The 12421-nt window shown below is 42.2% G+C and carries 9 protein-coding genes; 4 read left to right on the top strand and 5 right to left on the bottom strand.

Annotated elements, in window-relative coordinates:
* Window positions 1–449 precede the first annotated feature (449 nt).
* Window positions 450–1649 carry an MFS transporter gene (locus Xentx_RS13820; RefSeq protein WP_415843328.1) on the bottom strand — a complete coding sequence of 400 codons (1200 nt, stop codon included), beginning with the start codon at window positions 1647–1649 and terminating at the stop codon, window positions 450–452.
* Window positions 1650–1966: 317 nt separating this feature from the next.
* Here Xentx_RS13820 and dusA point away from each other — a divergent pair, with 317 nt between their 5' ends.
* The gene (dusA, locus tag Xentx_RS13815) at window positions 1967–2995 is read left to right on the top strand and encodes a tRNA dihydrouridine(20/20a) synthase DusA (protein WP_074020809.1); all 1029 of its coding nucleotides are present in this window, start codon (window positions 1967–1969) and stop codon (window positions 2993–2995) included.
* 24 nt (window positions 2996–3019) lie between these two features.
* Here the strand turns inward: dusA and Xentx_RS13810 are convergent, their stop codons facing one another.
* Window positions 3020–4003, bottom strand: a complete 984-nt coding sequence (locus Xentx_RS13810; protein WP_074020808.1) for a quinone oxidoreductase — start codon at window positions 4001–4003, stop codon at window positions 3020–3022.
* Between the two features lie 183 nt (window positions 4004–4186).
* Here Xentx_RS13810 and dnaB point away from each other — a divergent pair, with 183 nt between their 5' ends.
* The 3 genes from dnaB (at window position 4187) to Xentx_RS13795 (ending at window position 8028) form a co-directional block, all read left to right on the top strand.
* Window positions 4187–5596, top strand: coding sequence for a replicative DNA helicase (gene dnaB / locus Xentx_RS13805; RefSeq protein ID WP_074020807.1), 1410 nt, complete (start codon window positions 4187–4189; stop codon window positions 5594–5596).
* A gap of 102 nt (window positions 5597–5698) precedes the next feature.
* On the top strand, window positions 5699–6778 hold the full coding sequence (gene alr, locus Xentx_RS13800; protein ID WP_074020806.1) for an alanine racemase: 1080 nt from the start codon (window positions 5699–5701) through the stop codon (window positions 6776–6778).
* Window positions 6779–6831: 53 nt separating this feature from the next.
* Complete coding sequence (locus Xentx_RS13795; RefSeq protein WP_074020805.1) at window positions 6832–8028, top strand: amino acid aminotransferase; 1197 nt, start codon at window positions 6832–6834, stop codon at window positions 8026–8028.
* A 435-nt stretch (window positions 8029–8463) separates the two neighbouring features.
* Here Xentx_RS13795 and Xentx_RS13790 read toward each other — a convergent pair whose 3' ends face one another.
* From Xentx_RS13790 to uvrA, 3 genes are all read right to left on the bottom strand, one after another.
* Complete coding sequence (locus tag Xentx_RS13790; RefSeq protein ID WP_074020804.1) at window positions 8464–9030, bottom strand: disulfide bond formation protein B; 567 nt, start codon at window positions 9028–9030, stop codon at window positions 8464–8466.
* Between the two features lie 12 nt (window positions 9031–9042).
* Window positions 9043–9201, bottom strand: a complete 159-nt coding sequence (locus Xentx_RS19195) for a DUF5993 family protein (RefSeq protein WP_167366756.1) — start codon at window positions 9199–9201, stop codon at window positions 9043–9045.
* A 256-nt stretch (window positions 9202–9457) separates the two neighbouring features.
* On the bottom strand, window positions 9458–12289 hold the full coding sequence (uvrA, locus tag Xentx_RS13785) for an excinuclease ABC subunit UvrA (RefSeq protein WP_074020803.1): 2832 nt from the start codon (window positions 12287–12289) through the stop codon (window positions 9458–9460).
* Between the last annotated feature and the right edge of the window lie 132 nt (window positions 12290–12421).

Raw genomic sequence — 12421 nt, 5'->3', positions numbered from 1 at the left:
AATAGTTATCGTTTCATGATGAAATACTTGAAAATAGAGTTAATCCGTGGATAAGAACAATAAAATGGGCTAAAAAACGGAGAAAATAAAGTTGAAAATATTGGATAATCTCTGCGAGATCAATCTAATTTATCTGAATAATTATGTTAGAGATTGAAATTATATGTTGTTTAAATATGGTTTTATTCATAACTAACGATGGGAATGGTAGTTTACATTGATAATATTAGAGATGGTTTATAATGATTAATAAGTAAAGCTATTTATTTTAGTGGTTATATTTAGTAAGCATGATCTATTTGACGATGAGGTAATGGATGAAGATAGTAGTTATACTGAAATTTGCGTTTTATATTAATCGCGTTTTGTACTAATAGCTGGCAGAGATAGATTATTATTATATAACCTAGTAGCTCTTTAAAAAGAGCTACTATACTATCAATTTCTCTCTATTTTGAATGAAATTCTTTGGTTTCATGTTTATGCATATAAAACCATATTGCCAAATTCATTATGCAAATAATTAAGCCGGAAATAACAATACCAAGCCATCCATGATATTTATAAGTATAGATAGCAATAACAGAGCCTATTGCTGTACCTGAACAACAACTTGTCATATAAGCTGATGTTAGTCGGTTTCGCGCTTCTGGCAGTATTTTATAGATTGTGCTTTGGTTAATAACATTCAAACCTTGAACTGCGAGATCTAATAAAATAATTCCGACAATTAATCCATAGATAGAGTATTGTACAAATACCATAGGTAACCAAGAAAGTAATAAGAAAGCTAAACCGATTTTTGTTACTGATTTTGCCTGACCTTTATCAACATAATGGCCGACGTTGGTTGCTATTAGAGCACCGACAATCCCTGCTAGCCCAAATAAACCAATCACACCTTCGGAATAGTTAAAGGGAGACGCTGATAGCAAAAAAGTGACGGAAGTCCAGAATAATCCGAAATTAGTAAATGTCAGCATACCCAGTAAAGCACGGAGGCGAAGTATTGGTTCAGATTTTATCAATTGAAATACAGACAGGATAGTTTTTAAATAAGATAATTTATTTTCAGGATAAGAGATAGGTAATGCTTTTAGTAGAACAGATGCCAGTATTAGTAATAAGATCCCTGCAAACCAGAAAATAGTACGCCAGCCATTGAATTCTGCCAATAATCCGGCAACAGTTCTTGCAGATAAAATGCCTAACAGCAATCCACCAATCATAATACCAACTGTTTTACCTTTTTGGTGGTGAGGAGCTATGGCAGCCGCAAAAGGGATCAATAATTGGGCCACAATGGAGAATAGCCCTGTTAATAGTGTTCCAATTAATATCTGCCAAAAACTTTGTGAAAAAGCAGTGATAAACAGTCCAAAAGCAGTTAACAAAGTCATGACAATAATAAGGCGGCGGCGTTCAAACATATCTCCTAAGGGAACTAAAAATAATAATCCAATACCGTATCCAATTTGGGCAATAGTTACGATAAAACCTGCACTTGTGTGAGATAGAGAAAAGGAAGTAGCTATAGCTTCTAATAATGGTTGCGAATAATAGTTACTAGCTATAACTATGCCAGTGGCAAGAGCCATCAAGCCGATTAATTTATAATTGATGTTTTGTTGATGAGTCATAGGGAAAATCTTTTTTATAATTAAATCAATGACCGATTGAGATAGGATATGAAAAATATATTATGTCTTTATAGATAGTCATATCAATAGAAAACTGGCTTTTTTATAGTTTATTTTGCAGTTGTTTTTATTATCTATAATCATTGTTAGTAGTGAATATATGTTATTTCATTATCTTAAATATGTTATTACAGCAAGTTGTTTTCTAAACAGTATTGATCGTGTGCCTGAACTGTCTGCTATGGTATACTGCGCAACTCCATATAACTCCTGGTATTCCGAAACATCTTCTATCTGGTGTACTGAAAAAGCAAATACAAACCCAAATGCACGAAAATAAAGAAGTTAAAAATATCTCTGAGAACAGCGGGAAAGCTCATACATTCAAACCTTCCCGCTTTTCCGTTGCGCCCATGCTCGATTGGACCGACCGTCATTGCCGTTACTTTCATCGCTTATTAAGCAAGGAAGCGCTGCTTTACACGGAAATGGTTACAACAGGCGCGATTATTCATGGCAAAGGGGATTATCTGGCCTATAACGAGCAAGAACATCCATTGGCACTGCAATTGGGGGGCAGTGATCCTCAGGCATTGGCGCAATGTGCCAAGAACGCGCAGGAAAGAGGTTACGATGAGATCAACCTGAATGTTGGTTGTCCTTCTGATCGTGTGCAGAATGGCCGTTTTGGTGCTTGTCTGATGGGAGAAGCGGCGCTGGTAGCTGATTGTGTTAAGGCAATGCAGGATATAGTGGATATCCCTGTTACTGTTAAAACCCGCATCGGAATTGATGAACAGGATAGCTACGAGTTTCTGTGTGATTTCATTGATACTGTCGTAAAAAACAGCAATTGCGATAATTTTATTATCCATGCGCGTAAAGCGTGGCTGTCTGGTTTAAGCCCGAAAGAAAACCGCGAAATACCCCCCTTGGATTACCCGCGCGTCTATCAATTGAAACGAGATTTTCCACAACTGACGCTGTCAATTAATGGCGGTATTAAATCGTTGGAAGAAGCAAAACAGCATTTGCAGTATATGGATGGTGTGATGATTGGGCGAGAAGCCTACCAAAATCCGTCCATTCTGGCACATGTGGATCGTGAATTGTTTGATCAAACAATTCCAGTGACCAATACGGTTGATGCGGTTAAGGCGCTTTATCCTTATATTGAACAAGAATTATCAAAAGGCACTTATTTAGGGCATATCACTCGCCATATTTTAGGGATTTTCCAGGGTATTCCTGGGGCACGTCAGTGGCGTCGTCATTTAAGTGAAAACGCCCATAAGCCGGGCGCTGATATTATGATTGTTGAGAAAGCGTTGGAAATGGTAACAGAGCGGATGTAATCCGCTCAGGTGTTTTGTCTGAAATTATGGGATTAATAAGCTGGAACCTTGGGTTGCACGGTTTTCCAGTGTCTGGTGGGCTTTTACCGCTTCGCTCAGTGGAAATTTCTGGTTTTCTGGGACATCCACATTGATTTTGCCGCTGGAGATTAAACCAAACAGTGTCTTGCTGGCTTCTGCCAACTCTTCGCGGGTGGTAATATAGCCATTAAGAGAAGGGCGGGTGAGAAACAGTGAACCTTTTTGATTGAGGATACCCAAATTTACCCCAATTACCGGCCCTGAAGCGTTACCAAAACTGACCATCAAACCTTGTCGTTTCAGACAATCCAGTGAATCCAGCCATGTCTCTTTGCCGACAGAATCGTATACGACACTAACTTTTTCCCCGTCAGTCATAGCCAGAACACGTTCTACAATATTCTCGCGACGATAGTTGATGGTTTGCCATGCTCCTGCTGCTTGGGCGAGCGTTGCTTTTTCGTCTGAACCTACTGTTCCAATCAACTTTGCACCCAGTGCTTTTGCCCACTGGCAAGCAATCAAGCCAACACCACCAGCAGCAGCATGAAACAGAATTGTTTCTCCTGCCTGGAGCTTATGTGTTAAATTGAACAGATAATAAACAGTAAGGCCTTTTAAAAATGACGCAGCAGCTTGTTCGAACGAGATCTCATCCGGCAACAGCGCTAATTTACTTTCAGAAACGTTGTGTATTTCACTGTAAGCACCTAAGGCTGACTGGGCATAAACCACACGATCACCGACTTTAATTGTTGTCACATTGGAGCCAACTTTAGTGACAATGCCTGCGGCTTCTGTTCCCAAGCCACAGGGCAAGCAGGCTGGTGGATATAAGCCACTGCGTATGTAGGTATCGATATAATTAATGCCGATGGCTTTGTTTGCGACTTGTACTTCATCGGGAGCAAGGTCAGCAGGTGTAAATTCACAATATCGGAGTACTTCTGGGCCGCCAATAGCGGATAATTCGATGTGTTTTGCCATGGTAACTCTCTCATTATGTTAGAAATATTGGGAACAGCCTCGCACGTTTGCAATGAAATAGCTGCAAATAGCGTTAATGTATCCGAAATCATTACAGACTATATATAATTACTCAAGGCTGTTTTCATGGCGTATACTGGTGTCCTATTTCGTTTTTTTATTTAGTGGATTGATGCGGTATACATGGCTGGAAAAAAACCAACTAACAACAGTATGGCTGAACCAAAAGATCGCCAAGTGGAAGGGCTGAAACTTCCACCACACTCTTTGGAAGCAGAACAATCCGTGTTAGGCGGTTTGATGCTGGATAATGAACGCTGGGATAGTGTATCCGAACGGGTTACTAGCAATGACTTTTTCAGCCGACCACACCGACGTATTTTTGCTGAAATGCAGCGTTTGCTCGAAACGCGTAAGCCTATCGACCTGATTACGTTATCGGAATCTCTTGAACAGAATGGCGAACTCGATAATGTTGGAGGGTTCGCTTATCTTGCCGAATTATCGAAAAATACCCCAAGTGCTGCGAATATCAATGCGTATGCCGATATTGTCCGTGAACGTGCGGTAGTACGCGATATGATCGCGGTAGCCAATGAAATTGCCGATGCGGGATACGATCCACAAGGGAGAACCAGCGAAGAGCTGTTGGATTTGGCTGAATCACGCGTATTCCAGATTGCAGAAAATCGGGCAAGTAAGGATGAAGGCCCGAAAGGCATTGAACAGATTCTAGAAGAAACCGTTGAACGAATTGAGCAACTTTATCAGCGCCCACATGATGGTGTGACCGGGGTTTCTACCGGCTATCAAGATTTGGATAAGAAGACCGCAGGTTTACAAAAATCAGATTTAGTTATCGTGGCGGCGCGTCCTTCAATGGGTAAAACGACCTTTGCAATGAACCTGTGTGAAAATGCGGCTATGATGCAGGATAAACCGGTTCTGATTTTCAGCCTTGAGATGCCCGGCAATCAGATTATGATGCGTATGCTGGCATCCCTGTCCCGCGTAGACCAAACACGTATTCGTACTGGTCAGCTTGATGATGAGGATTGGGCGCGAATTTCCAGTACGATGGGAATTTTGCTGGAAAAACGCAATATGTATATCGATGACTCATCCGGTTTGACGCCAACAGAAATACGTTCCCGTGCGCGACGAGTTTTCCGTGAACACGGCGGGCTCAGTATGATCATGATCGATTATCTGCAATTGATGCGAGTACCTTCTTTATCTGACAACCGAACACTAGAAATTGCGGAAATATCCCGCTCACTGAAAGCACTGGCAAAAGAGCTTCAGGTGCCGGTTGTTGCACTCTCCCAGCTTAACCGTAGCCTGGAACAGCGAGCCGATAAGCGTCCGGTTAACTCTGATCTGCGTGAATCAGGTTCTATCGAACAGGATGCTGACTTGATCATGTTTATCTATCGTGACGAGGTTTATCACGATAACAGTGAACTGAAAGGCGTGGCAGAAATCATCATTGGTAAACAGCGTAACGGCCCTATCGGCACAGTAAGGCTAACGTTTAATGGTCAATGGTCACGATTCGATAATTATGCTGGACCAAGTTACAGTGACGAATAAATTCAAGTGCCTATTGTCCATGTTCAAATAACTTTAATAATCAACATCGAAGATAGGCGTTATTTATCAAACCTGACTGAAAAATTATAAAAAGGGGATGGAATGAAAGCGGCAACTGCTGTTATCGACCGCCGCGCTCTGCGACACAATTTGCAACAGGTGAGAGTACAAGCTCCTGACAGTAAAATAATTGCAGTTGTGAAAGCAAACGCCTATGGACATGGTTTATTAGAAACTGCACACACAATGGAAGATGCTGATTGCTTCGGTGTAGCTCGCATTGGAGAAGCGCTTGCCCTGCGCAGTGGAGGGATCGTCAAGCCAATCTTGCTATTAGAAGGTTTTTTTGAAGCGGCTGATCTACCCATTTTAGTCGTCAATCATATTGAAACTGTGGTGCATAGCATTGAGCAGCTTGAAGCATTGGAACAGGTAGATTTATCCCATCCGATTAAAGTGTGGATGAAAATCGATACAGGTATGCATCGTCTGGGTGTCAGGATAGATGAAGCAGACGCATTTTATCAACGCCTTAACCGTTGTCGTAACGTTGAGCAACCCGTTAATATCATCAGCCATTTTAGCCGTGCCGATGAGCCTACAGTTGAAACGACTCAACAACAAATTGAGTGCTTTATGGCATTTATTGCGGATAAAGCTGGGGGAAAATCCATCTCTGCATCAGGAGGAATTTTATTATGGCCAAAGGCGCATTTAGACTGGGTTCGTCCCGGTATCATGATGTATGGTGCCTCGCCTATGGCAGATAAAACTGCTGCTGACTTTAACTTACTTCCTGCCATGACACTCAAATCCAGCCTAATCGCCGTACGTAAGCACAAAGCGGGTGAAACTGTGGGATATGGTGGTACGTGGAGCAGCGAACGTGACACATGTCTTGGTGTTGTGGCAATGGGATATGGTGATGGTTATCCCCGTAGTGCACCTGTCGGTACACCAGTATTTATCAATGGTCGGGAAGTATCGCTTGTTGGCCGTGTATCTATGGATATGATTACTGTGGATCTAGGGCCAATATGCCAGGATAAAGTAGGGGATGAAGTGATCCTTTGGGGAAATGCTCTAGCAGTTGAAAAAATTGCGGAATATTCAGGGATCAGTGCTTATGAGCTGATTACGAAACTGACTTCACGTGTTGCAATGGAATATCTAGACGAATAATCAGGGTAAGTTATATTGTCTTTTATATCATTCGTAGCAGGGAGTATAACGTCATGTTTCAAAATGTTGATGCGTACGCGGGCGATCCTATCCTGTCGTTAATGGAAAAATTTAAAAACGATCTCCGCGCAGAAAAAATTAATTTGAGCATCGGGCTGTATTACGATGAACAGGGTGTAACCCCAAAATTGCAGGTTGTTGCAACTGCTGAAGAACAAATGAAGGCCTTGTCACAGTCTGCTTCTCTTTACCTCCCTATGGAGGGATTGCTTGCCTATCGCACAGCAGTTCAGGAATTGCTGTTTGGCAAAGATCACCCACTGTTAAATCAGCAACGTATTGCCACCATTCAAACATTGGGTGGCTCCGGCGCATTAAAAGTAGGGGCTGATTTTTTACACCGTTATTTCCCTGATTCTGAAGTATGGTGCAGTGATCCGACGTGGGAAAATCATGCCGCTATTTTTGCCGGAGCAGGCATCAAGGTGAATTATTACCCTTATTTTGATGATAAAACCAAAGGGGTGAAATTTGACGAAATGCTGGCAACATTCAAGCAATTGCCGCCAAAAAGTATTATCTTAATGCACCCTTGCTGCCATAACCCAACAGGTTCAGATCTCACCAATGAGCAATGGGAGCAGGTGGTTCAGATTGCCAAAGAGCGGGAGTTGCTTCCTTTCCTTGATATCGCTTATCAGGGGTTTGCCGATGGTATGGAAGAAGATGCTTACGCAATCCGTGCAATGGCAAATGCGGGGCTGCCTTGTTTGGTCAGCAACTCATTCTCGAAAATTTTCTCACTGTATGGTGAGCGCGTTGGCGGTTTATCGGTTATCTGTGACGATGCAAAAGTAACTGAACGTGTCTTAGGACAATTGAAGGCGGCGGTGCGCCGTATTTACTCCAGTCCTCCAAATTTTGGGGCGCAGATTGTTGCCAGAGTATTGAGTAACCCTGAATTAAAAAACCAATGGTTGGATGAAGTTGAACGGATGCGCTTGCGTATTCTGGAAATGCGGACAGTATTGGTAAATGCCCTGCAACAAGTACTGCCAGAGAAAAACTTTGATCATTTACTGAAACAGCGTGGAATGTTCAGTTATACCGGATTTAGTCAGACACAAGTTGATAGATTACGTGAAGAATTTGGCGTCTATCTGGTCGGCTCTGGTCGCGTTTGTATGGCTGGCGTGAATCATCACAACGTGCAACGCATTGCAGAAGCGTTTGCTGCGGTGAGTCAGTAATTTTTATTGCCTGCACGCAAAGAAAATTAGAAAAACAATTGATAATTACAATTGTTAACTATTCTAAGCCGTTCAGTGAGCGGCTTTATAGAATAATAGCTGGAGATTTGATATCTTAATAAGGCATATCATAATAAAAGAGTATGATTTTGCATTAGTTGCAATCTATCTATCCAGAAAAAAATTGACCCGAAGATTGCTGAAAATAAATTATCTCAATTGTTTGAATTATCGAATGAAATTTATGGCGATTGAAGTAAATAACTCTGGAATATTGATGAGATTCGCTTATTGAGAGTGGGGTTTGTTAATGAACAATATCTTTTTAGTGATTTGTTAGTGAAAAGAACCTGATTGAAAACATTCCGTTGAAAAAAGTAGAAGGCTGCTGGAATTATGCGGCCTTCTGTCTTAATGGTTCAATATAAATAAAGATTATTTTTTCAATAACTGATAGAATGTTGGGTTGTCATCACATTGCCCGCCACCACACTCCAATATGGTGGAAACCAGATTAGCTGCAATTAAAAATGCGAACAAGCCCATGGCAATTTTGCCCAATGTTGGTGGAGTGTATCTTGCCGAATCAACATTACTTGCTTTCAGGGGCATGATAGCTGCGATGGCAATAATAGTCAGGATAGATAAGACAGCAGCCCAGGTATAAAAATGCAGGCCGAAGAAAGTTGAACCATATCCCATATCTCCCGGCATGATATGGAGAGAAACCTGACGCATGGCAATGAAACCAGTCACAATACAGCCAAGAAGTGAAAGGCTATAATGGGCATTTTTTATGCCGAAATAGATATTAAACAAAAAGCCAAAACCAATTATGATAATACCTGCTCGCTGCAATAAACATAATGGGCAGGGAAGTTCAAAACGCGCTAGTTGATAATAAAACGCGACTATCAAAACCACACTAATACCGAACAATCCTAGAATATTCAGAGTCATTGCGAGGTTAATATTACGTGGTGCTGACATTGTATTATTCATTACGGCCTCCGATTAGAAAGAAAGGTTCAATGCATCAGTTGCATGATATTTAAACCAAAATACCGTGATGATGAATAAAGCAAACCAAAGAGTATACGTCAGCTTTTTCTTTCCGGTAATGACAGTGACGATGATAACTAGCGCAATTAAGAACGGTAAAAACATATACATGTTTAATCTCCATTATAAGTTTAAAGCATATGTTATGCCATTATGGCATTAATGCTTTGGTAATGTGAGCATTAATAATATTAGATCAACAATATAATACTAATTCACGAAAGATTGTGTCACCTGAATTGACTGTGAGAAAAGGCTTTACTGTCCGTAGTAAATTGAAATTAATTAATAATTGATTAGAAAATAAATAAAAAACTCCCCACGGAGTGAGGAGAGTTATAGATAGTTTAGTTTTAAAATTAATGAATTAATCTCGTTCAAGTATTGGTTTCAAAAAACGAGCAGTGTGAGATTTATCACATTGAATGACTTCTTCTGGTGTTCCTGATACCAATATTTCACCGCCACCGCTGCCGCCTTCAGGACCAAGATCAACAATCCAGTCAGCAGTTTTGATCACATCCAGATTATGTTCGATGACGACAATAGTATTTCCTTGATCCCGCAATTGATGCAAAACGGACAGTAGTTGCTGAATATCCGCAAAATGCAGGCCGGTTGTTGGCTCATCAAGGATATACAGTGTCTGGCCTGTACCCCGTTTAGATAATTCCCGTGCCAGTTTTACCCGTTGTGCTTCCCCGCCAGAAAGTGTCGTTGCAGATTGCCCCAGACGAATATAGGAAAGACCGACATCGATCAAAGTTTGCAACTTACGGGAAAGAGCAGGAACGGCATCAAAAAACTCACGAGCCTCTTCGATGGTCATATTCAGCACTTCATTAATATTCTTGCCCTTATATTTGATTTCCAGCGTTTCGCGATTGTAACGCTTGCCCTTACATTGATCGCAAGGCACATAAACATCGGGCAAGAAATGCATCTCAACTTTAATGACCCCATCGCCCTGACAGGCTTCGCAACGTCCGCCCTTGACGTTGAAACTGAAACGCCCTGGTGTATAACCACGGGCACGGGATTCAGGAACGCCTGAGAATAGCTCCCTGACCGGCGTGAACACACCAGTATAAGTGGCAGGGTTTGAGCGCGGGGTTCTGCCGATCGGACTTTGGTCGATATCGATCACTTTGTCAAAATGCTCAAGACCTTGAATATCGATATAAGGGGCGGGATTAATATTTGTTGCTCCGTTCAACTGACGCTGTGCAATAGGGAATAACGTATCATTGATCAACGTTGATTTACCGGAACCAGAAACCCCTGTGATGCAAGTAAGCAGGCCAACAGGTAGATTTAATGTCACCTTTTTCAGATTATTGCCTTTTGCACCAATTAATTTCAGCATATTATCTGGATTAGCAGGCACGCGCTGCTCTGGAATAGCAATTTTACGTTCACCACTGAGGAATTTTCCTGTGAGCGATTTTGGACTTTCCATGATAGCGGTAATCGTTCCTTCGGCAACAATCTCGCCACCATGTACGCCCGCGCCTGGCCCGATATCAATAATATGGTCAGCCGCACGGATTGCATCTTCGTCATGTTCGACAACGATAACCGTGTTGCCCAAATTGCGCAGGTGCAGCAATGTTTCCAGCAAACGCTCATTATCCCTTTGATGCAGGCCAATAGAAGGCTCATCCAGCACATACATCACACCCACAAGACCTGCACCAATCTGGCTCGCCAAACGGATACGCTGGGCTTCCCCACCTGAAAGAGTTTCTGCTGAACGGGAGAGCGTCAGGTAATTTAATCCAACATTAACTAAGAATTTCAGGCGATCACGGATCTCTTTCAGGACTTTTTCGGCAATTTGGGCGCGTTGTCCACTCAGTTTGATATTTTGAAAAAACTCCATCGCATGACCAATGCTGAAATCCGAAATTTGTGGCAGCGTAGTATTTTCGATAAAAACATAACGTGCTTCCTTACGCAGTCGCGTTCCATCGCAGGAAATGCAAGATCGATTGCTGATATATTTTGCCAACTCTTCCCGTACTGCGGTGGATTCCGTCTCTTTATAACGGCGTTCCATATTATGCAGCACACCTTCGAACGGATGGTGACGAACCGTCACATCACCACGATCATTGGTGTATTTAAATTCGATGGATTCTTTACCTGAACCGTATAAAACTACTTTCTGAATGGTTGGGCTTAACTGATTAAACGGTGTTTCGATATCGAATTTGTAGTGCTCTGCCAAAGACCTCAACATCTGGAAGTAATAGAAGTTACGGCGATCCCAACCACGGATAGCACCTCCGGCAAGGGAGATACCTTCATTCTGGATAACTCGTTCAGGGTCAAAAAATTGCTGAACCCCTAATCCATCACAAGTAGGGCAAGCACCAGCGGGATTGTTGAAGGAAAATAAACGAGGTTCCAACTCGCTCATACTATAGCCACAGATTGGACAGGCAAAATTGGCGGAGAAGACCAATTCTTCGGCCTGCGTATCATCCATATTGGCAATAACGGCAGTACCACCGGAAAGCTCCAATGCGGTTTCGAATGATTCCGCCAATCGCTGGGTGAGGTCAGCACGCACTTTAAAGCGGTCAATGACGACTTCGATAGTGTGTTTTTTCTGTAATTCGAGTTTTGGTGGATCGGAAAGGTCACACACTTCACCATCAATACGGGCTCGGATATAGCCTTGTGCAGCGAGATTATCCAGCAGCTTGCTATGTTCGCCTTTACGCTCTTTGACGACAGGAGCCAGTAACATCAGGCGTTGGCCTTCTGGCAATGTCAAGACGTTATCTACCATCTGGCTTATCGTTTGCGCCGCCAGCGTGATATTGTGCTCAGGACAACGTGGTTCACCTACTCGTGCAAATAGCAGACGGAGATAATCGTGAATTTCGGTTATCGTTCCCACCGTAGAGCGTGGGTTATGGGAAGTAGATTTTTGCTCAATGGAAATGGCTGGGGATAGCCCCTCAATATGGTCGACATCTGGTTTTTCCATCAGTGACAAAAACTGGCGAGCATAGGCAGAGAGAGATTCAACATAGCGACGTTGCCCTTCCGCATACAGGGTATCGAAAGCCAAAGATGACTTACCGGAACCAGATAGCCCAGTAATGACTATCAGCTTGTCACGGGGAATTATTAAATTGATATTCTTAAGATTATGGGTGCGGGCGCCCCGAACTTCGATGTTATCCATATACCATTTCCCAGATTATTGATAGTGCAAAACTCATAAACGCGTTATTATTGCACAAACATTGCTGAATGGATATACAGTGTTTAACGGACAATCGTGCTGTAACCATGACAATGTAAAGTACGATGCGCT

The organism is Xenorhabdus thuongxuanensis, from assembly GCF_001908095.1.
Lineage (GTDB): Bacteria > Pseudomonadota > Gammaproteobacteria > Enterobacterales > Enterobacteriaceae > Xenorhabdus > Xenorhabdus thuongxuanensis.
The sequence above is the reverse complement of the archived record's forward strand: the minus strand, read 5'-3'. Positions and strand labels throughout refer to the sequence as shown.